Origin of the sequence: Oryzomicrobium terrae, assembly GCF_008274805.1 — a bacterium.
In the GTDB taxonomy this organism is placed as follows: domain Bacteria; phylum Pseudomonadota; class Gammaproteobacteria; order Burkholderiales; family Rhodocyclaceae; genus Oryzomicrobium; species Oryzomicrobium terrae.
In genome coordinates this window covers 3,402,613-3,423,793 of the sequence record NZ_CP022579.1, presented here as the reverse complement: position 1 = coordinate 3,423,793, position 21,181 = coordinate 3,402,613, and the positions used below count along the sequence as shown (strand labels likewise).

The window sequence follows — 21,181 nt, the reverse complement described above, 5'->3', positions numbered from 1 at the left end:
TGCCGAGGCGCGCCAGCCAGGTACAACAGGAAAACGTGTTCATGGAAGTATCGCGAATCCGCGCCCTGCGCGGTCCCAATCTGTGGAGCCGGCACACGGCGATCGAGGCCATCGTCACCTGCAGCGAGGCCGAGTGTTCCCTGGCCGGTCTGGGTGAATTCGAGGCCCGGCTGCGTGCCCGCTTTCCCGAAATTGGCTCCCTGCAATCCACCAGCCACGCCGAGCAGCTTTCCTTGGCCCACGCTCTGGAAGCGGCGGCTCTGGGGCTGCAAGCCGAGGCCGGGTGCCCGGTGACCTTCAGCCGCACCGCCGCCACCCTGGAGGCTGGCGTGTTCCAGGTGGTGGTCGAATACACCGAGGAAGCGGTGGGCCGGCTGGCCTTCGATCTGGCGGAAAGCCTGTGCCGTGCCGCCCTCGACGACACCCCGTTCGACCTGGCCGGTGCCCTGGCCCAATTGCGCGAGGTCGATGAGGATGAGCGTCTCGGGCCCTCCACCGGTTCCATCGTCGCCGCCGCCGTGGCCCGGGGCATTCCCTTCCGCCGCCTGACCTCGGGCAGCCTGGTGCAGTTCGGCTGGGGCAGCAAGCAGCGTCGCATCCAGGCCGCCGAAACCGACCTGTCCAGTGCGATTGCCGAATCCATTGCCCAGGACAAGGAACTGACCAAGAAGTTGCTGCATGCCGCCGGGGTCCCTGTGCCCACCGGCCGGCCGGTGAAGGATGCCGAGGACGCCTGGGCCGCCGCCCAGGAAATCGGCGGGCCGGTGGTGGTCAAGCCTCAGGACGGCAACCAGGGCAAGGGCATCACCGTGAACATCCAGACCCGGGAGCAGGTGCTGGCCGCCTATGCCGCCGCCGTCGAGTTCCGCGATGACATCATGGTCGAGCGCTTCCTGCCCGGCCAGGATTACCGGGTGCTGGTGGTGGGCAACAAGGTGGTGGCCGCCGCCCGGCGCGAACCGCCCCACGTCATCGGCGACGGCAGCCACACCGTGCGCGAACTGGTGGACCTGGTGAACAGCGACCCGCGCCGCGGCGAGGGCCATGCCACTTCCCTGACCAAGATCCGCTTCGACGACATCGCCCTGGCCCGCCTGGCCGAGCAGGGCTATGACGCCAATTCGGTGCCGCCCAAGGGCGCCCGGGTGATCCTGCGCAACAACGCCAACCTGTCCACCGGTGGCACCGCCACCGACGTCACCGACGACGTGCATCCCGAGCTGGCCGCCCGGGCCGTGGCCGCGGCCAAGATGGTGGGCCTGGACATTGCCGGCGTGGACGTGGTCTGCGAGACCGTGCTGAAGCCCCTCGAAGAGCAGGGTGGCGGCATCGTCGAAGTGAATGCCGCCCCTGGTCTGCGCATGCACCTGCAGCCTTCCTATGGCAAGGGCCGCCCGGTGGGCGAGGCGATCGTCGCTAATATGTACAAGGACGGCGACAACGGTCGTATCCCGGTGGTGGCGGTGGCCGGTACCAACGGCAAGACCACCACGGTGCGCCTGATCGCCCATCTGCAGACCGTCTCCGGCCTGCGCGTCGGCATGACCGGCACCGACGGTGTCTACATTGCCGGCCGGCGCATCGACACCGGCGACTGCTCCGGTCCGAAGAGCGCGCGCAACGTGCTGCTCCACCCGGACGTGGACGCCGCCGTACTGGAAACCGCCCGGGGCGGCGTGCTGCGCGAAGGCCTGGCCTTCGACCGCTGCAACGTGGCGGTGGTGACCAACATCGGCATCGGCGACCACCTGGGCCTGTCCTACATCAACACCGTGGAAGACCTGGCGGTGGTCAAGCGCGTCATCGTGCAGAACGTGGCCCCCGACGGCGTCGGCGTACTCAACGCCGCCGACCCCCACGTGGCGACCATGGCCGATTCCTGCCCGGGGTCGGTGACCTTCTTCGCCCTGGACCGCAACCATCCGGTGATGGCCACCCACCGTGCCCAGGGCAAGCGGGTGTTGTACCGGGAGGAGGATGTCATCGTCGCCTCCGAGGGCAGCACGGAAGTACGCCTGCCCCTGGCCAACATCCCCCTTACCCGCAACGGGGCGATACTGTTCCAGGTCGAGAACGTGATGGCTGCCGTGGGCGCCGCCTGGGCCTTGGGCCTGGATTGGGAGGTGATCCGCCGCGGCCTGGCCACCTTCGTCAGCGATGACAGCACCGCCCCGGGGCGCTTCAACCTGTTCGATTACAAGGGGGCGACCCTGATCGCCGACTACGGTCACAATCCGGACGCCATCCAGGCCCTGGTCAGTGCCGTGGAAGCCCTGCCGGCCAAGCGCCGGACGGTGGTGATCAGCGGTGCCGGCGACCGGCGCGACGAAGACATCCGCCGCCAGACAGAAATCCTCGGCGACGCCTTCGACGACGTGATCCTCTACCAGGATGCCTGCCAGCGTGGCCGTGCCGACGGCGAGGTGCTCGGCCTGCTGCGCCAGGGCCTGGCCAACGCCAAGCGCACCCAGGTGGTGGACGAGATCCGCGGCGAGTTCCTGGCCATCGACTCGGCCCTGGAGCGACTGGGCGAGGGCGACCTGTGCCTGATCCTGATCGACCAGGTGGAAGAAGCCCTGGCCCATATCAAGCAGCGTATCGCCGCAGCAGGCTGATCGGCGCTAGCGCGCTACCAAGGCCCGCCAGGCGTGCACCCGGCGGGCCTTTTTCATGGCCGGTCGCTCAGCCGGTGGTCCCCAGGGTCCAGGCCGCTGGGCGTTTTTCCAGGAAGGCGCCGATGCCTTCCTTGCCCTCGGCGCTGGCGCGGATGCGGGTGATGCGCTGGGCGGTGTCTTCCATCACGGCCGGGCCGATCGGTTGGCCGGCGACCGCACCGATCAGATCCTTGCAGGCCCGTACCGCCTGGGGGCTGTTGGCGACTAGGGCGCTCACCAGGGCCTGGACCCGGGCGTCGAGGGCGGCCTCGTCGTCCACCAGTTCGTGCACCAGGCCGAGGCGATGGGCGGTGGTGGTATCGAAGCGCTCGGCGGTGAGCATGTAGCGGCGGGCCTGGCGCTCCCCCAGGCTGGCGATCACGTAGGGGCTGATCACCGCCGGCAGGATGCCCAGCTTGACCTCGGTCAGGGCCAGGGGCTGGCCGGCCACCGCCACCGCCATGTCGCAGGCGGCGATCAGGCCGACGCCGCCGCCGTAGGCCGCGCCCTGGACCCGGGCGATGGTCGGCTTGCTCAGGCTGTGCAGGGTATGCAGCATGGCCGCCAGGCGGCGCGAGTCAGCCAGGTTTTCGTCGCTGGTATAGGCGGCGGCCCGCTTCATCCAGTTCAGGTCGGCGCCGGCGCAAAAGCTCTTGCCGGTGGAGGCGAGCACCACCACCCGGACCTGGGGGTGGGCGTCCAGTTCGCCCAGGGCGGCAGCGAGTTCGCGCACGAGGACGTCGTCGAAGGCGTTGTGCCGTTCGGGGCGATCGAGGGTGAGAGTGCCCACCGGGCCCTCCCGGGTGATGCGGAGCGTTGTGTAGATGGAAAAGGCGGTCATGGTTGCGTTCTCGGGCAAAAGAAAGGCCGCCCGAAGGCGGCCCAAGGGGAGAGTGGGTACGGCTTACTGCACCAGGGTCCAGTCGCCGTTCTTGATTTCCAGCAGGCGGAAGGCAGACAGGTCGAGGCCCATGTGGTCGGTGGGCGACATGTTCACCTTGCCGCCGGTGCCGATGTAGCCCTTGGTGGCTTCGATGGCGTCGCGGACCTTGGCCTTGTCGGTACTGCCGGCGCGCTTGATGGCATCCACCGCCAGCATCAGGCCGTCGTAGGCGTGGCCGCCGAAGGTGGACACGTCGGTCTTCCACTTCTCGTTGAAGGCCTTGGTGTAAGCCACCACCACCGGTTTCTGCGGGTCGTTGGCAGGCAGCTTGTCGGCCACCAGCAGAGCGGCAGCAGGCAGGCGCACGCCCTCGGCGGCGGGACCGGCGAGCTTGATGAACTCTTCCGAGGCGACCCCGTGGGACTGGTAGAGGGGCAGGGTGATGCCCAGCTGCTTGTAGTTCTTGGTGACGATCGCCGGACCCTGGCCGAGGCCGAACACGAACACCGCCTGAACCCCTGGCGCGTTCTTGATCTTGGTCAGCTGCGGACTGACGTCGGTGTCCTTGGGGCCGTAGGTCTCGTTGGCCACCAGGGTGATGCCGTACTTGCCGGCCACCGCCTCGGTTTCCTTCTTGCCCGACTGGCCGAAGCCGCTGGTCTCAGCGAGCAGGGCCACCTTGGTCAGGCCGCGCTTCTTCATGTCCTCGAAAACCTTCTCGGCGGCCATGCGGTCGGTATGGGGGGTCTTGAACACCCACTTCTTGACCGGTTCGACGATCACCACCGCGCCGGCCAGGGAGATGAAGGGCACACCGGCGCGCTCGACCAGGGGGGCCATCGACATGGTGGCGCCGGTGGTGGTGCCGCCGACGATGACGTCCACCTTGTCGTCGTCGATCAGGCGCTTGGCGAAGCTGTTGGCCTTGTTGGCGTCGCTGCCGTCGTCGTAGTGCACCAGTTGCAGGGGACGGCCGAGGACGCCCCCCTGCTTGTTGATGTCATCCACGTACATCTGCAGGGTCTTCAGCTCCGGGTCGCCGAGGAAGGCAGCGGGGCCGGTGACCGATAGCACCGAGCCGACCTTGATCGGATCGGCGGCAAAGGCGCCGGATACGGCGCCCAGCAAGAGCGCGCTACCAGCCAGCAGGGTTTTCCAGGACTTCTTCATGGGTGTCTCCTCCACTCAAGTGGCGTTACGTATTGTAGAAGTGATTCTATATAAAAAAATAGTTTTGGCTATACCCGTTCGATGATCAGGGCTATTCCCTGGCCGACACCGATGCACATGGTGCACAGGGCGTAGCGTCCGCCGCGCCGCTGCAGCTCGTACAGGGCGGTGGTGACCAGGCGCGCGCCGCTCATGCCCAGGGGGTGGCCCAGGGCGATGGCGCCGCCGTTGGGGTTCACGTGGGCGGCATCGTCGCGCAGGCCCAGGTCGCGCAGCACCGCCAGGGCCTGGGCGGCAAACGCTTCGTTGAGCTCGATCACGTCCATCTGCTCCAGGGTCAGGCCGGTCTGGGCGAGCACCTTGCGCACTGCCGGGGCCGGGCCGAAACCCATGATGCGCGGTGCGACACCGGCGGTGGCCATGCCCACCACCCGGGCCCGGGGGGTAAGACCGTAGCGGTCCGCGGCGGCCGCCGAGGCGATCAGCAGGGCGCAGGCCCCGTCGTTCACCCCGGAGGCATTGCCGGCGGTGACGCTCAGTTCCGGGCCGTTGACCCCCTTCAGCTTGGTCAGGCTCTCCAGGGTGGTGTCGGGACGGGGATGCTCGTCCGTATCCACCACCTTGGGATCGCCCTTCTTCTGGGGCAGCACCACCGGCACGATCTCGTCGGCAAAGCGGCCGGCAGCGTGGGCGGCGGCCCAGCGTTGCTGGGAGCGCAGGGCGAAGGCGTCCTGATCGGCCCGGGAGATATTGAATTCCTCGGCCACGTTGTCCGCGGTCTGCGGCATGGAGTGGGTTTCGAAGAGCTTCTTCATCTGCGGGTTAACGAAGCGCCAGCCGATGGTGGTGTCGTAGATCGCCGCCTGGCGGGAGAAGGCGCTGTCGGCCTTGCCCATGACGAAGGGCGCGCGGGACATGCTTTCCACCCCGCCGGCGATCATCAGCCCGGCTTCGCCGGCCTTGATCGAGCGGGCGGCCAGGCCGACCGCGTCCATGCCCGAGCCGCACAGGCGGTTGACCGTGGTGCCCGGCACCTCCACCGGCAGGCCGGCCAGCAGCGCGGACATGCGCGCCACGTTGCGGTTGTCTTCGCCGGCCTGGTTGGCGCAGCCGTAGATCACGTCGTCCACCGCTGCCCAGTCCACCCTGGGGTTGCGCTCCATCAGCGCTTTCATCGGCAGGGCGCCCAGGTCGTCGGCGCGTACGCCGGAAAGGGCGCCGCCGTAGCGGCCGATGGGGGTGCGAATGGCGTCGCAGATGTAGGCCTGGCTTGCAGAATGATTCATGACTTATCCCCGCTGCTGGCGTTCGTCGATGACGCGCTTGGCCTTGCCCACCTGAGTACGCGGGATCTGGCCGAACTCCAGCACCGTGACCTTGGAGGACACGCCGATGAGGGTCTTGATCTGGTGCTGCAGGGTCTTGGCGATGCCCTGGATCTCGCCGGGAGAGAGGATGCCGGACTGGGGCAGTTGCAGCTCGCAGCGCACCTCCAGCTCGTCGAGCAGGCCGGAGCGGGTCACCACCAGCTGGTAGTTCCCGGAAAGGCGCGGTTCGCGCAGGATCTGCTCCTCGATCTGGGTGGGGAAGACGTTCACGCCGCGGATGATCAGCATGTCGTCGGAGCGGCCGGTGATTTTGCCCATGCGCCGGAAGCTGCGCGAGGTGGGGGCCAGCAGGCGGGTCAGGTCCCGGGTGCGGTAGCGGATGATCGGCATCGCCTCCTTGGACAGGGAGGTGAACACCAGCTCGCCCTCGCTACCGTCGGGCAGCACCTCGCCGGTGGAGGGATCGATGATCTCGGGATAGAAATGGTCTTCCCAGATCACCGGGCCGTCCTTGGATTCGATGCACTCGCTGGCCACGCCGGGGCCCATCACTTCGGACAGGCCGTAGATGTCCATGGCGTCGATGCCGAGCTTGCGCTCGATCTCGGCGCGCATCCCCTCGCCCCAGGGCTCGGCGCCGAAGATGCCGACCTTGAGGGAACAGGCGGCCGGGTCCAGGCCCTGCTTGATGAACTCCTCGGCAATCACCAGGGCGTAGGACGGGGTGACCATGATGATGTCCGGCTTGAAGTCCTGGATGAGCTGGATCTGCTTTTCGGTCTGGCCACCGGACATGGGCACCACGGTGCAGCCGGCCCGCTCGGCGCCGTAGTGGGCGCCCAGGCCGCCGGTGAACAGGCCGTAGCCGTAGGCCACGTGCACCATGTCGCCGGGGCGGCCGCCGGCGGCGCGGATCGAGCGCGCCACCAGGTTGGCCCAGGTGTCGATGTCCTTCAGGGTGTAGCCCACCACCGTCGGTTTGCCGGTGGTGCCGGACGAAGCGTGCACCCGGGCGATCTTTTCCCGCGGCACGGCGAACATGCCGAAGGGGTAGTTGTCGCGCAGGTCGTGCTTGGTGGTGAAGGGAAACTTGGCCAGGTCGGCCAGGGTCTGCAGATCCTCGGGATGGACCCCTGCCTCGTCGAACTTCTTGCGGTAGTGGGGGACGTTCTCGTAGGCGTTGCGCAGGGTGGCCTTGAGCCGTTCGAGTTGCACGGCGGCGATCTCGTCGCGGCTGGCTTTTTCGATCGGCTCCAGGTCGCCGGGTTGAGGCTGCTTCACAGGCATGGGTTTGTCTCCAGTGTTTTAGTAGTGTGATGCCGCTCTTAGGACTGGCGGCTCGTGGTGGTCTCGGCGGCGCCCGCCAGACCGGCGATCACCTCGCCGCTGATGCGGTACGACTTGCCCCGGAACAGGGCGACGGTCTTGCCGTGCGGGTTGCGCACGGTGATGTCGTAGACCCCGGTGCGGCCCGACGCGGAGCGCTCCACCGCCTCGGCTTCCAGTACGTCGCCGACCTTGGCCGGGGCGAGGAAGTCGATGTGGCAGGCCGAGGCCACCGTGTTCAGGTTGTAACTATTGCACGCATAGGCGAAGGCGCTGTCGGCCAGGGTGAAAATCAGCCCGCCGTGGCACATGGCGTGGCCGTTGGTCATGTCCGGGCGCACCGTCATGGCCAGGGTGGCCCGGCCCGGGCCAACGCTGACCAAGCGCATGCCGAGCATGCGGGTGGCCTGGTCCCGGGACCACATGGCGTCGGCGACCGCCTCGGCCAGCTGCTGGGCTGCCTGGGGGTCGTGGGGAGCGTGGGAGTGGCTCATCAGTGCAAATCCTTTCCGGCGTGAACTCGTTGTTGCAGGAAGGGCGAAATCCGGTAGCGGTCCTCGCCGTAGGTGGCGGCCAGGTGGCCCAGCACGGCCACCACGGCGGCTGGGCCGATGCGTTCGGCCCAGGCCAGGGGGCCGCAGGGGTAGTTTGTGCCCAGGCGCATCGCCGCATCCACCGCATCCGGGGAGCAGACGCCCTGGTTTACCGCGTCGGCAGCTTCGTTGGCGAGCATGGCCACGGTGCGCATCAGCGCCAGGCCCGGCACGTCGGCCAGTTCCGCCACCGCGAATCCGGCGGCCTGGAGCAGGCCGATCGCCGCCGTGCGCGCTGCCTCGGGGCATTGCAGAGCGCCGGCCAGGGCCAGGCGCGGGGCGCTGGCGTAGTCCAGGGCCAGATCGATCAGCACGGTCGCCGCCACGCCACTTTCCGCCGCCCGACGGGTAGCGGTACGCCCGTCGGTGACGTACAGCACCGCCCCGTCGGCCTCGGCCAGGCGGCCGTCGTCGGCGGCCGGACTGCGGCCGTGGGCCACCCCGGCGGCGCCCAGGCGCTGGGCCAGGGCGTTGGCCGCCGAGCTGGCGCCGAACAGGGTGATCGTGGCCGGGCAGGGGGCCGGAGCGGCGCTGGCCGGTGCCGCTGGGGTTGCGCCTTCGCCGTAGGCGTAGAAGCCGCGCCCGCTCTTGCGTCCCAGGTAGCCGGCGTTGACCAGTTCTTCCTGGACCAGGGAGGGGGTGAAGCGCGGGTCGTGGTAGTAGGCCTTCCACACCGACGAGGTGACGGCGAAGTTCACGTCGTGGCCGATCAGATCCATCAGTTCGAAGGGCCCCATGCGGAAACCGCCGGCCTCCCGGTACAGGGCGTCTAGGGTGGCGGTGTCGGCGGCGCCCTCGCTCACTAGGCGCAGGGCCTCGGCGTAGTAGGGGCGGGCCACCCGGTTGACGATGAAGCCGGGGGTGGAGCGGGCGTGGACCGGGGTCTTGCCCCAGGCGGCGGCGGTGGCGAACAGGGTGGCGGCCACGGCCGGGTCGGTGGCCAGGCCGCTGACGATCTCCACCAGGGCCATCAGCGGCGCCGGGTTGAAGAAGTGCAGCCCGGCCAGGCGCTCCGGCCGGGCCAGGCCGGCGGCGATGGCGGTGACCGAGATCGACGAGGTGTTGGTGCCGAACAGGCAATGCTCGCCGACCCGGGCTTCCAGGTCGCGGAACAGGGCGCGCTTGGCTTCCAGGTTCTCGACGATGGCTTCCACCACCAGGGCGGCGTCGGCCAGGGCATCGAGGGACGCGACGGCGGTGAGGCGCGATGCGGCGGCATCGGCCTGGGCGGCGTCGAGCTTGCCCTTGGCGGCGAGTTTGGCCAGGGTGGCGCGCAGCTCGTCCACCGCCTTGGCGGCGGCGCCGGGACGGTTGTCGAGCAGGCGCACCGGATGGCCGGCCAGGGCCGCCACCTGGGCGATGCCGGCGCCCATGGCGCCGGCGCCGACCACCGCCACCGGGGCGGAGGCGGGCAGGGGGGCAGCAGCGGGGGCGGCGCTCATCATTGCCCCGTAAAGCGCGGCACGCGCTTTTCCATGAAGGCGGCCACGCCTTCCCGGTAGTCCGGCGACTGGCCCAGCTCGCGCATGGCGTCGCGCTCGGCATCGAGCTGGGCGGCCAGGTCCTGGCTCATGGAGGCGCGCATCAGCTGGCGGGTGCGCACCAGGGCTCGGGTCGGGGCAGTGGCGAACTGGGTGGCCAGGGCGTCTACCGTAGCGGCCAACTCGGCGTCATCGACGCACTGCCAGATCAGGCCCCACTCGGCGGCCTTTCCCGCCGGCAGCTTTTCCGCCAGCAGGGCCAGGCCCATGGCCCGGGCCATGCCGACGCGCTGGGGCAGGAACCAGGTGCCGCCGGTGTCCGGAATCAGGCCGATCTTGGAGAAGGCCTGGAGGAAGCTGGCCGAGCGGCCCGCCACCACCACGTCGCAGGCCAGGGCCAGGCTGGCGCCGGCCCCGGCGGCCACGCCGTTGACGGCGCAGACGGTGGGCACGCGCAGGTTCTGCAGGCGCAGCACCAGGGGCTTGTAGTTCTTTTCCACCGAGGCGCCCAGGTCCGGGGCGGCGTCGCCGGCGGACACCGAGCGGTCGTTCAGGTCCTGGCCGGCGCAGAAGCCCCGGCCGGCCCCGGTGAGCACCAGGACGCGGATCGCCGGGTCGGTCTCGACCCGGGTCAGGGCTTCACGTACTTCCTCATGCATCCGGTCGGTGAAGCTGTTGAGCCGGTCGGGCCGGTTTAGGGTGAGGCGGGCGATGCCGGCCTCGACGGTGAAGGCGATGGTTTCGAAGCTCATGGCCCCCTCCTTACACGTGGTAGCGCCGTTGCACGACGCGGAAGCGGTTGGCGACGAAGGCCGAGTCGGCGTAGGAGGCGTTGGCCGCCGGGTTGCCGCCGGTGCCGTGGTAGTCGGAGAAGGCCGCCGACTGGTTCACGAAGACGGCGCCAGTGAGGTTGATCGACAGGGCCACCTTGCTGCGCCAGGTGGCTTCAGTCATGGCGTCGATCACTGCGGAGCGGGTCGAGTAGAGGCCCACGGTGAGGGCGCCGTGCTGGCTCACCACCCGCTCCGACAGGGCGATGCCGGCGGCGGTGTCGGCGACCTTGACGATGAAGCTGATCGGGCCGAAGCGCTCTTCCATATAGGCGGCTTCGTCCGTGGCGTCGCAGGCCAGCAGCAGCGGGGTGCGCACTTCGGCCAGGGGGAACTCGGGGTGGGCGATCTTCTTCGATGCGAGCACCACCTTGCCCAAGGCCGGGGCGGCGGCGAGGCGATTCAGGGTGTCGGTGGACTGGATCGCGCCGAGTACGGCGGTGGCCACTTCCGGCTTGGCCAGGAAGGCGTCGACGGCGGCGGCCAGATCGGCGCACACCTCGTCGAAGCTCTTGTGGCCCTCATCGGTGTCGATGCCGCCGGCGGGGACGAACAGGGCCTGGGAGGTGGTGCACATCTGGCCCGAGTAGAGGGACAGGGTGAACGCCAGGTTCTTCAGCATGGCCCGGTAGGCGTCGGTGGAATCGACCACGATGTTGTTCACCCCGGCCAGCTCGGCATAGACCTGTGCCTGACGGCAGTTGTCGATCAGCCACTGGCCAAAGACGTTGCTGCCAGTGAAGTCGATCGACTTCACCGCCGGGTGGGCGGCCAGTTGCTGGGTGGCGGCGCGCTGGGGAATCACCGCCAGGGTCACCAGGTTGGGGTCGATGCCGTTTTCCGCCAGCACGGCGCGGATGGTGCGCACGGTGATGGCCGCCGGCAGGATGGCGTTGCTGTGCGGCTTGACGATCACCGGGTTGCCGGTGGCCAGGGCGGCGAACAGGCCCGGGTAGGTGTTCCAGGTGGGGAAGGTGCCACAGCCGATCACCAGGGCCACGCCCCGGCCGACGATCTCGAAGTGCTTCTGCATCACCAGGGGCGGGTTCTTGCCCTGGGGCTTTTCCCAGCGGGCCTCGCCGGGAACGAAGCTCTGCTCGCGCCAGGCGTAGGCCACCGCCTCCAGACCCCGGTCCTGGGCGTGGGGGGCGCCGGCCTGGAAGGCCATCATCCAGCCCTGGCCGGTGGTCATCATCACCGCGTGGGCCAGTTCGAAGCTCTGCTTGTTGAGGCGGTCGAGGATTTCCAGGCAGACCCCGGTACGGCCGGCGGCGCCGATCTTCTGCCAGCCGACCATGGCCGTCAGGCCGGCGTCGATCAGGGCCTGGGGATCGCATTGGGGGTAGGAGACGCGCAGCGGCAGGCCGTAGGGAGAGGCTTCGTCGCCGCCCCAGCCGGTCACCCCGGGCTGGTCCAGTTCGAAACGCTTGCCCAGGTGGGCGTCGAAGGCGCGCTTGCCGTCGTCCATGGCGGTTTCGCCATAGACCTTGGGGCTGGGCATTTCGGCGTAGGCCGACCAGTAGCCGCGGCTATGGATGGCGGCGACGGCGCCGTCCAGGGTGGCCTGATGTTTTTCGAACAGGGGGTGAACCATCGTTGTCTCCGTGTCTCGGTTGGGTGGGCGCGAGGGCCTGGTTATCGATCCGTGCCCCGGACCCCGATGGGGGAGGGCGTGAATTACACATTACAAAACGAGTTCTGTAGTGTCAATGCTTTGTATCATATCGATGTCTGGTTCCGCACTTGCTGCGGGTGATGCAAGACCCTGTCCGGCCCCAGCGGAATAACGCCGCAACGGTGCTTTGCGCCGCTATTTCAGTGAATTTTCAGGGTATTGGCGCCGGCCAGAAAACGCCGACCCAGAAACCGATTGGGTCAGGCTGGGGAAAAAATACGATACAAAAAACGTTGACAATCGTTTCTATAGGTAACATGATGAATTGGACGGTACGGGTGAAAACGCCTGGCCGGGCACTTGGAACCCACACAATTGGAGGAGATATGGCAAACCTGAAGGAACGTTTTTCCGATTCGATGGAGCTCCCGCCGGAGACTCCCCAGCCGAACGTCTATCCGCTGTCCTGGCATTCCCACACCAAGAAGCTGCAGGAAGTCTGGGAAGCCGCCCTGCGCGAGAACTGGGACCCCGAAAAGCTGCCCTGGGACACCCTGGACGTGGACAGCTACACCTGGGAAGAGCGCGAAGCGATCGCTTACTGGTGGACCCTGCTGTCGGTGTTCGACGCCTCCGCCCCCCCGGTCTTCGCCGAAGCCCTGATCAAGACCTACGAGGTCCATGAAGAAGATCCGGTGCGCAAGTGCTTCTTCTCCGTGACCCGCGACGAGCAGAACCACGAAATCATGTGCGGCCTGGCCATCACCAAGCTGCTCGGCCACCCCGACCCCATCACCTACGAGCCCAAAACCGACCTGGGCCGTCGCCTGCAGAAGAACGCCAAGTGGCTGTACTTCAACGGCGGCCGCTACTGGACCGGCTACAAGCAGGCCGTGCCCAAGTACGACCTGGCCGTGCTGTTCAGCTCCTTCCTGATGGGCGAGATCGCTGCCGCCACCATCTTTAAGCAGATGTACGACAACTCCCGGGAAGCGGTCTTCAAGGAAGGTTTCCGCAACATCGGCCGGGACGAAGGCCGCCACATGGCCATCTGCATGGCGGTCATGGAGCGCGACTATCCCAAGCTCAACCAGGCCAACAAGGACGTGGTGACCAAGCAGATCCGCGCCGGCTACCTGTTCCTCTCCGCCGTGCTGTTCGAGCCGCCGATGGAGTTCTGGGACCTGCCCTCCGACTTCATCGCCACCCAGCGCGAAGCCGAGGAAGTGGCGCGCATGGCCGGCTTTGGCATCCCCACCTACGAGATGAAGCTGGAAAACTGGCGCAACGCCATGCTCAACCTGAAGGGTGTGCTCGACCGCTACGGCATCGACTTCCCGGCGATCCCGGAAGTGGGCATCACCGGTAAGGAAATCAGCGACGTCGAGATGGACGACATCATCCCGGTGTTCTGATCCGCCGCCCTGATGGCAGCACGTTGTACCGAAAGGGCCGGCCGGGTGGCCGGCCCTTTCACCCCCCAGAGAAACCGATAAAAGAAACGAGGAGAGACGTTCCATGGCCCGTATCGTCATGCAACCTTCCGGCCGCGCGGTCGATTGCCGCTCCGGCGACACCGTCCTGATGGCCCTGGAAAATGCGGGTTATGCCTTGCCCAACAACTGCCGCGCCGGTGCGTGCGGCGAGTGCAAGGTCAAGGTCCTGTCCGGCCAGTTCGACCAGGGCGTGGTCCTCGACATGGCCTTGTCCGCCGACGAGCGCCGCCAGGGCTACGGCCTGATGTGCATGGCCAAGCCGATCTCCGATGAGCTGGTGATCGAGTGGGGTACCGAAGATGCCCGGCCCAAGCTCTTCCCGCCCAAAGAAAACGCCCTGTTCGTGGTCACCGACAAGCGCGCCATCGCCAACCGGGTGATGGAGTTGCGTCTGCGCCCGGTGGGCCCGCCGCTGCGCTACTGGCCCGGCCAGTACGTCACCGTCGGCAACCCCGGCGCCAATATCCCGGCCCGCGCCTATTCGATTTCCAACGCTCCCCGCCCCGACGGCGAGTTGGTGCTGCAGGTGGCCCGCGCCGACGGCGGCCTGACCAGTGCCTGGATCCACGACGATCTGAAGGTGGGCGACAACATCAAGATTTCCGGCCCTTACGGCACCTTCATCGGCGACCCCTCGGTGGACGCGCCGGTGCTGTGCCTGGCCGCGGGCACCGGCCTGGCGCCGATCCTCGCCCTGGCCGAGGCGGCCCTGCGCCGCGGCTACCGCAAGCCGGTGAACCTGCTCTTCTCGGCACGCACCCGGGACGACGTCTACAGCCAGGGCATGATGGCCTGGTGGCGCACCAAGCACCGCAACTTCGACTACAAGGTGACCCTGACCCGGGAAGAGGCCGAGGGCTTCCTGCACGGTCGCCTCGATGCGCTGCTGCCCAAGCTCTACCCGGACCTGTCCAAGCACACCGTGTTCGTTGCCGGCAGCCCGGAATTCACCGACGCCTGCGTTGCTGCGGCCAAGGCCCTGGGGGTGCGCGACGAAATGCTGCATACCGAAGGCTTCTTCTCCCAGCAGCAGCTCGAAGCCGGCGACGACGGTCAACTCCTGTCGGCCTGATTTTTTGCTGGATTTGCGGGGCGCGCTGGCTATGCCGGAGGCGCCCCGTTAACATTGCCCGCTCCCGCTCAATCAAGAATACGCCGTGACCGAATCCATCCGCCGCCGCCTCGATGCCTTCCGCCAGCAGCGCCGCGTCCAGGCGGGGTCGCTGATCACCTCAGTATTCGGTGACGCGGTCCTGCCCCATGGCGGCCGCATCTGGCTGGGCAGCCTGATCCGCCTGCTCGAACCCCTGGAATTGTCCGAGCGGCTGGTGCGCACCTCGGTGTTCCGCCTGGCCAAGGACGAATGGCTGCGCGCCGAGGCCAAGGGCCGCCGCGCCGACTACCAGCTCACTCCGGCCGGGCACCGCCGCTTCGAGGAAGCGTCGCGGCATATTTATTCTTCCCACGCCCCCCAGTGGGACCGGCGCTGGCGCCTCATCCTGGCGGTGGGCGAGTTCGACCCCCGGGAGCGGGAGCGCCTGCGTAACGCCCTGTTCTGGCAGGGTTTTGGCGCCCTGGGCGGCGATTGCTTCGTGCACCCCAGCGCCGACCTGACGGCGGCCCTGGACGCCCTGGTGACCGAGGGCATGGCCGACTTTCTCGGCCGGCTGATGCCGCTGCTGGCGGCCGACTCCCTGTCTGGCCTGTCTGCCAATGACGCCGACCTGGTGCGCCGTGCCTGGGATCTGGAGGACCTGGCCGCCGACTACGGCGAGTTCGTCACCACCTACCTGCCGATCCTGGCCGACTTGCGCCGCGACCGGCACGCCGAGGTGGACGACGAAGAGGCCTTCTTGCTGCGCATCCTGCTCATCCACGACTACCGGCGCATGCTGCTGCGCGACCCGGAACTGCCCGACGTGCTGCTGCCGGCGGACTGGCCCGGCCAGCGTGCCCGGCTGCTCTGTCGCGACCTCTACCGGCGCCTGGTGGGCCCCTCCGAGCGTCATCTGGAGCAGCACCTGCGTCTGGCCGATGGCGCCTTTCCGCCCCTCGACCCGTCCTTCGCCGAACGTTTCCCCGACGACGACCCCCTGGTGGCGATCGCCCTGTAAGGGGGCTCAACCTCGGCAGCCTGGGCTTCAGCCCTTGGCCTGCTTCGCTTCCACCAGGGGCACCACCCCGGGGATGTGGATGCGTGGCCGGTCGGGTTCCACCGCCGTGAGCGGCGCCGTTTCCACCAGGGTGGCCAGGCAGCGCTTGGTCAGATCCTGGTAGGTGCGGGTGCCCGCCACCTTCCAGGCGATTTCCTCCTCGCTCAGTTCGCGCACTACCTTGGCCGGCACGCCGGCGGCCAGATGGCGCGCGGGAATCGCCGCGCCGGCCTTGACGAAGGCGCAGGCGGCGACGATGGCCGCCTCGCCCACCACGGCGTTGTCCATGATCACTGCGTTCATGCCGATCAGGGCGTTGCGCCCGATGCGGCAGCCGTGCAGCACGGCGCCGTGGCCGATGTGACCATCCTCCTCGACTACCGTGTCGGTGCCGGGGAAACCGTGCATCACGCAGGTGTCCTGCAGGTTGGCGCCGGCTTCCAGGATCAGCCGGCCGAAGTCGCCGCGCAGGCAGGCCCCGGGGCCGACGTAGCAGCCGGGGCCGACAATCACGTCGCCGATCAGCACCGCGCTGGGATGGACAAAGGCGCTCGGATCGACCACGGGAACGAGGCCGTCGATGGCAAAGACACGAAGGGAGGACGGGGGCATGGTGTGGGTCTCCTGCGGGGTGGCATAATTCTATCTAGTAGAACTGATTTCGAAATTCAGAATATCAAGGAATGCACATGAGTGACGAGTCCGACGGCAAACACGGCGTCCAGTCTCTGGAGATCGGCATGGACATCTTCCGCGTCATGGTGAACGGCCAGCGTTCCATGGCACTCAAGGACATCGCCGCGGCAGCGGGCATGCCCGCCTCCAAGGTGCACCGCTACCTGGTCAGTCTGATCCGTTCCGGCCTGGTCGAGCAGGACCCCCACACCTCGCGCTACGACCTGGGCTCCTTCGCCCTCAACGTCGGGCTGGTGTCGATCGACCGCCTCGACCGCATCCGTCTCGGTCTGGCGGCCATCGCCGATCTGCGCGACACGATCAATGAAACCACCGCCCTGGCCGTCTGGAGCGAGCACGGTCCGGTGATCGTGCGTTGGGAGCGGCCGCGCCGGCCGATCACGGTCAACGTCATTACCGGCACCGCCCTGGACATGCTGACCTCGGCCAGCGGCCGGGTCTTCGCCGCCTACATGGCGCGGGACACGGTGCGCCCCCTGATCGAGCGCGAAATGGCCAACCCGGAACTGCCCGAGGACCTGCGCAGCTGGCCCCAGGTGGAAGCCATGCTCGATAAGGTGCGCCACGACGGCTATGCCGCGGTTTCCGGCTATTACCTGGTGCCCGGGGTCGAGGCGTTGGCGGCGCCGGTGTTCAACTTCAAGGGCGAGATCACCATCGCCATGCTGGTGGTCGGCGTGCAGGGCATGTTCGACATGGCGCCTGACGGCGAAGTGGTCCGTGCCCTGCGCGCGGCAGCGGTCAATTTGTCGCAACGGCTCGGCTATACGGGCTCGGAAGTGTCGATGATTTTGTAAAAATATTTTAAAAACAATACGTTGGCCGCATTGATACGTCTGTTTCAAAGCGGCCATTTTTTTGTATCATTTTCGATTGACAGAATTAGTTACGTATTCCAGAATGACTTTCGGGAGGCGCAAGCGTAAGCCGGTGACCTCCCCCCCATAAAAAAGGAGGCCACATGATGGAGACAACCCTGGTCCGCTGTACGGCGGCGCCAACCCTGGCAAAGGAGGGGGCGTGATGCTTGCCCAGTTCCTGCAGTTCCTCTTCTCCGGCGTCACCGTCGGCGCCACTTACGCCCTGGCAGCCCTGGGCTTCACCCTGATCTACAACGCCAGCAACGTGATCAACTTCGCCCAGGGCGAATTCATCATGCTCGGCGGCATGCTCGCGGTGTTCTTCGCCCAGATGGGCCTGCCCATGCCGGCGGCCCTGGCCCTGGCCATCCTGGTTCCCGCCGTGGTCGGCGTGCTGGTGGAAAAGCTGGCCATCGAGCCGGTCAAGGGCGCCGAGACGGTCACCCTGATCATCATCACCATCGGCGCCTCCCTGGTGATCCGCGGCCTGATCCAGGTCTGGCTGGGCAAGGGCACCTACTCCCTGCCGGCCTTCTCGGGCAACGACCCGATCGAGATCCTCGGTGCCACCCTGTTGCCTCAGAGCCTGTGGGTACTGGGCGTCACCGCCCTGGTGGTGACGGGCCTCTGGTACTTCTTCAACCGCACCCTGTACGGCAAGGCCATGCTGGCCACCTCGTACAACCGCCTGGCCTCCGAGCTGGTCGGCATCAACACCAACTGGGTGCTGTTCGTCAGCTTTGCCATGTCGGCGGCCCTGGGCGCCCTGGGCGGTATCCTGGTGACGCCGATCACCCTGACCTCCTACGACGTGGGGATCATGCTCGGCCTCAAGGGCTTCGTCGCCGCGGTGGTGGGCGGTCTGGGCAACGGCCTGGGTGCCGTGCTCGGCGGCCTGCTGGTGGGGGTGGTGGAGGCCATGGCCGCCGGCTACATCTCCTCGGCCTACAAGGATGCGGTGCCCTTCGTGCTGATCCTGCTGATCCTCTTCTTCATGCCCCGCGGCCTGTTCGGCGCCAAAGTGACGGATCGGGTGTGACCATGACCAAATCGCGTTATTTCGGCCTGGCGGTGATCGTCGCCGTGCTGCTGGTACTGCCCCAGTTCCTGCAGAACGGCTTCCACTACGACCTGGTCATCCGCATGGCGATCAACGCCGTGATCGTGCTCGGCCTCAACCTGCTGATCGGCTTCGCCGGCCAGATCAGCCTGGGCCACGCCGGCTTCATCGGCATCGGCGCCTACGCCTCGGCCATCCTCACCAGCCACTTCAACTGGCATCCCCTGGCGGCCATGGCTGCCGGCGCGGCGGCGGCGGGCCTGCTCGCCGCCCTGGTGGCCCGGCCGATCTTCAAGCTGAAGGGCCACTACCTGGCCATGGCCACCCTGGGCCTGGGCTTCATCCTGGCCATCGCCATGAAGAACGAGGGCGCCTACACCGGCGGTCCGGACGGCATGCCGGTGGTGCCGATGACCGTGGCCGGCTGGGAAATCGCCGGCGAGAAGGCCTGGTACTGGGTGATGGCCCTGGTGCTGTCGATCAGCGTGTGGGCCTCCCTCAACCTGATCGACTCGCCCTTCGGCCGCGCCCTGCGCGCCCTGCACGGCTCGGAAGTGGCCTCCCAGGTGGTGGGGGTGGATGTGGTCCGCTACAAGGTCGCCATCTTCGTCCTGTCGGCCGTGTTCGCCTCGATCATGGGCAGCGTCACCGCCCACTACGTCGGCTTCGTCACCCCCAACGTGGCCGATTTCTTCCACTCCATCGAGCTGGTCACCATGGTGGTGATCGGTGGCATGGCCTCGGTGTACGGCTCCGTGGTCGGGGCCGTGCTGCTCACCGCGCTGCCCCAGGCCCTCGCCACCTTCGAAGGCTGGGAGACGGTGGCCTTCGGCGCCATCCTCATGCTCAGCATGATCTTCCTGCCCAAGGGCCTGGTGCCCACCCTGGCCGCCAAACTGGGAAGGAGCGAATGATGCCCCTGCTCGAAGTCCGTCAATTGTCCAAGGTGTTCGGCGGCGTCAAGGCCGTGCAGAACGTCAGCTTCTCCATCGACGCCGGCATCGTCTATTCGGTGATCGGCCCCAACGGGGCGGGCAAGACCACCCTGTTCAACCTGATCACCGGGGTCTACACGCCGAGTGAGGGCGAGATCGTCCTCGACGGCGAGAACCTGGCCGGCAAGTCGCCCAACGAACTGGCCCGGCGCGGTGTTGCCCGGACGTTCCAGAACCTCCAGGTGTGCATGAACATGAGCGCCCTGGAGAACGTCATGGTCGGCGCCCACCTGCGCCTCGACCGCAACCTGATCAAGGCCGCCCTGCGCTTCCCCGGCCTGGTCGGCCGGGACCGCCAGTTGCGCGCCGAGGCCGCCGAGCTGATGGATTTCGTCGGCCTGGAGAAGTACGTCGGTGCCCGGGCCGACTGCATGCCCTACGGCGCCCTGAAGCGTCTGGAAATCGCCCGGGCCCTGGCCATGAAGCCGCGCCTGCTGTTCCTCGACGAGCCTGCCGCCGGCCTCAACCCCAAGGAAACCCTGGAGGTGGACGAACTGGTGCGCAAGGTGGCCGATTCCGGCGTCACCGTGGTGCTGGTGGAGCACGACATGAAGATGGTGATGAACCTGTCCGACCGCATCCTGGTGCTCGACTACGGCAAGAAGCTGGCCGAAGGCACCGGCGAGGAAGTGCGGCGCAACCCGGACGTGATCGCCGCCTACCTGGGCGCCCACGCCTAGGCAACGGGAGAAAACAAGATGGAAGCCCTGCGCATCATCAGCGAAGAGCATCGCAACCTGTGGCGTATCGCCATCACCGTGGACCAGCTGGCCGACGAACTCGACGACGGCGCCGCGGCGAAAGAAGTGGACGCGGCCTTCTTCGGTTCGGTGTTCGACTACCTGGAACACTTCATCGACCGGGCCCACCACCCCAAGGAGGATGACTTCCTCTTCCGTCGTCTGCGCCAGCGCAGCGACGAGGCCGGCCCCCTGCTCGACCAGCTGGAGGCCGAGCACCGCCAGGGGCCGGGCAACCTGGCCACCCTGCGCGCTGCCCTGGCCGCCACCGCCAGCGGCGAGTTGGGCAACAAGGCCTTCGCCACCACCCTGCGCGCCTACACCGCCGGACTGAAGAGCCACATCCGCACCGAGGAAAAGGAAATCCTGCCCCTGGCCCGCCAGGTGCTCACCGGCGACGACTGGCATGACATCGACCGGGCCTTCCTCGACAATAGCGACCCCCTGTTCGGCGAGAAGGTCCAGGGCGAATTCCGCGAGCTGTACCACCGGGTGGTCAGCCTGGCGCCGGAATCCGTCGGCCTGGGCGGCCACGAGGCCGGGGTGCTGAGCGCCGGCGAGGGCGCCACCCAGGGCGACGTGCTGATGGCCGTGCAGGGCGTGCAGAGCGCCTACGGCCGAATCCAGGCCCTGAAGGGCATCGACCTGGAGATCCGCCGCGGCGAGTTGGTGGCCCTGGTGGGGGCCAACGGTGCCGGCAAGACCACCCTGCTGCGTGCCATTTCCGGCGTCCAACCCCTCACCGCCGGCCGCATCCGCTTCGACGGCGAGGACATCACCGGGCTGCGCGCCGACCTGCGCGTGCGCCGCGGCATCAGCCAGGTACCGGAAGGCCGCCAGGTGTTCGGCCCCCTGTCCATCGAGGACAACCTGCGCCTGGGCGCCTACACCCAGCCCCCGGCCAACCTGGCCGAGGACATGGAGCGGGTCTACAGCATGTTCCCGATCCTCAAGGAAAAGCGCCACCTGCCCGCCGGCACCCTGTCCGGCGGCCAGCAGCAGATGCTCGCCATCGGCCGCGCCCTGATGGCCCGGCCCAAGCTGCTGCTGCTCGACGAGCCATCCATGGGCCTGGCGCCGCTCCTGGTCGAGGAGGTGTTCAACGTGGTCAAGACCCTCAAGTCCCAGGGCATGACCATCTTCCTCGTCGAACAGAACGCCTTCGCCGCCCTTGCCATCGCCGACCGGGCCTACGTGCTCGAAACCGGCAACACCACCCTGAGCGGCTCCGGCCAGGAGTTGCTCAACAACGAACAGGTTCGTGCCGCCTACCTCGGCATGTAATCCCCCCTAGGAGTCCT

The 21,181-nt window shown here is 67.6% G+C and carries 18 protein-coding genes; 9 read left to right on the top strand and 9 right to left on the bottom strand.

The genetic code is table 11. The annotated features are described in order from the left end of the window. Positions 1-41: 41 nt before the first annotated feature. On the top strand, positions 42-2,615 hold the full coding sequence (cphA, locus tag OTERR_RS15490; RefSeq protein ID WP_054621819.1) for a cyanophycin synthetase: 2,574 nt from the start codon (positions 42-44) through the stop codon (positions 2,613-2,615). A gap of 67 nt (positions 2,616-2,682) precedes the next feature. Here the strand turns inward: cphA and OTERR_RS15485 are convergent, their stop codons facing one another. From OTERR_RS15485 to paaN, 8 genes are all read right to left on the bottom strand, one after another. After that, positions 2,683-3,495 carry an enoyl-CoA hydratase/isomerase family protein gene (locus OTERR_RS15485; RefSeq protein WP_149426318.1) on the bottom strand — a complete coding sequence of 271 codons (813 nt, stop codon included), beginning with the start codon at positions 3,493-3,495 and terminating at the stop codon, positions 2,683-2,685. Between the two features lie 63 nt (positions 3,496-3,558). Further along, positions 3,559-4,707, bottom strand: a complete 1,149-nt coding sequence (locus OTERR_RS15480; protein ID WP_149426317.1) for an ABC transporter substrate-binding protein — start codon at positions 4,705-4,707, stop codon at positions 3,559-3,561. Between the two features lie 68 nt (positions 4,708-4,775). After that, on the bottom strand, positions 4,776-5,993 hold the full coding sequence (gene pcaF, locus OTERR_RS15475; RefSeq protein ID WP_149426316.1) for a 3-oxoadipyl-CoA thiolase: 1,218 nt from the start codon (positions 5,991-5,993) through the stop codon (positions 4,776-4,778). 3 nt (positions 5,994-5,996) lie between these two features. Next, positions 5,997-7,322 (bottom strand): phenylacetate--CoA ligase PaaK, encoded by a 1,326-nt coding sequence (gene paaK, locus OTERR_RS15470; RefSeq protein ID WP_054621823.1) that lies wholly within the window; start codon positions 7,320-7,322, stop codon positions 5,997-5,999. A 38-nt stretch (positions 7,323-7,360) separates the two neighbouring features. Further along, the gene (gene paaI, locus OTERR_RS15465) at positions 7,361-7,855 is read right to left on the bottom strand and encodes a hydroxyphenylacetyl-CoA thioesterase PaaI (RefSeq protein WP_054621824.1); all 495 of its coding nucleotides are present in this window, start codon (positions 7,853-7,855) and stop codon (positions 7,361-7,363) included. After that, the gene (gene paaH / locus OTERR_RS15460; RefSeq protein WP_223115963.1) at positions 7,855-9,396 is read right to left on the bottom strand and encodes a 3-hydroxyacyl-CoA dehydrogenase PaaH; all 1,542 of its coding nucleotides are present in this window, start codon (positions 9,394-9,396) and stop codon (positions 7,855-7,857) included. Before paaH ends, paaI begins: the two co-directional genes overlap by 1 nt. Next, a complete protein-coding gene (gene paaG / locus OTERR_RS15455) occupies positions 9,396-10,187 on the bottom strand; it encodes a 2-(1,2-epoxy-1,2-dihydrophenyl)acetyl-CoA isomerase PaaG (protein ID WP_149426314.1) in 792 nt (263 codons plus the stop codon). Before paaG ends, paaH begins: the two co-directional genes overlap by 1 nt. A 10-nt stretch (positions 10,188-10,197) precedes the next feature. Further along, positions 10,198-11,859 carry a phenylacetic acid degradation protein PaaN gene (gene paaN, locus OTERR_RS15450; protein WP_149426313.1) on the bottom strand — a complete coding sequence of 554 codons (1,662 nt, stop codon included), beginning with the start codon at positions 11,857-11,859 and terminating at the stop codon, positions 10,198-10,200. Positions 11,860-12,266: 407 nt separating this feature from the next. Here paaN and OTERR_RS15445 point away from each other — a divergent pair, with 407 nt between their 5' ends. From OTERR_RS15445 to paaX, 3 genes are all read left to right on the top strand, one after another. After that, positions 12,267-13,295: a diiron oxygenase gene (locus OTERR_RS15445; protein ID WP_054621828.1), complete on the top strand. Its 1,029-nt coding sequence runs from the start codon at positions 12,267-12,269 to the stop codon at positions 13,293-13,295. A gap of 103 nt (positions 13,296-13,398) precedes the next feature. Beyond that, positions 13,399-14,448, top strand: a complete 1,050-nt coding sequence (locus tag OTERR_RS15440; protein WP_054621829.1) for a 2Fe-2S iron-sulfur cluster-binding protein — start codon at positions 13,399-13,401, stop codon at positions 14,446-14,448. A gap of 85 nt (positions 14,449-14,533) precedes the next feature. After that, the gene (paaX, locus tag OTERR_RS15435) at positions 14,534-15,490 is read left to right on the top strand and encodes a phenylacetic acid degradation operon negative regulatory protein PaaX (protein ID WP_054621830.1); all 957 of its coding nucleotides are present in this window, start codon (positions 14,534-14,536) and stop codon (positions 15,488-15,490) included. A gap of 27 nt (positions 15,491-15,517) precedes the next feature. On the opposite strand, the gene paaY is transcribed toward paaX, so the two are convergent. Continuing rightward, positions 15,518-16,141 (bottom strand): phenylacetic acid degradation protein PaaY, encoded by a 624-nt coding sequence (gene paaY, locus OTERR_RS15430; RefSeq protein ID WP_054621831.1) that lies wholly within the window; start codon positions 16,139-16,141, stop codon positions 15,518-15,520. A gap of 77 nt (positions 16,142-16,218) precedes the next feature. Between paaY and OTERR_RS15425 the strand changes: the two genes are divergently transcribed. The 5 genes from OTERR_RS15425 (at position 16,219) to OTERR_RS16660 (ending at position 21,164) form a co-directional block, all read left to right on the top strand. After that, positions 16,219-17,022: an IclR family transcriptional regulator gene (locus OTERR_RS15425; RefSeq protein WP_149426312.1), complete on the top strand. Its 804-nt coding sequence runs from the start codon at positions 16,219-16,221 to the stop codon at positions 17,020-17,022. A 226-nt stretch (positions 17,023-17,248) separates the two neighbouring features. After that, positions 17,249-18,124 carry a branched-chain amino acid ABC transporter permease gene (locus tag OTERR_RS15420; RefSeq protein ID WP_149426311.1) on the top strand — a complete coding sequence of 292 codons (876 nt, stop codon included), beginning with the start codon at positions 17,249-17,251 and terminating at the stop codon, positions 18,122-18,124. Positions 18,125-18,126: 2 nt separating this feature from the next. Further along, on the top strand, positions 18,127-19,059 hold the full coding sequence (locus OTERR_RS15415) for a branched-chain amino acid ABC transporter permease (protein ID WP_054621834.1): 933 nt from the start codon (positions 18,127-18,129) through the stop codon (positions 19,057-19,059). After that, positions 19,059-19,820, top strand: a complete 762-nt coding sequence (locus OTERR_RS15410) for an ABC transporter ATP-binding protein (RefSeq protein WP_187775266.1) — start codon at positions 19,059-19,061, stop codon at positions 19,818-19,820. The genes OTERR_RS15415 and OTERR_RS15410 overlap by 1 nt, the downstream gene beginning before the upstream one ends. A gap of 18 nt (positions 19,821-19,838) precedes the next feature. Beyond that, entirely contained in the window at positions 19,839-21,164 is a 1,326-nt protein-coding gene (locus OTERR_RS16660; RefSeq protein WP_149426309.1) for an ATP-binding cassette domain-containing protein, read from the top strand. Positions 21,165-21,181 lie beyond the last annotated feature (17 nt).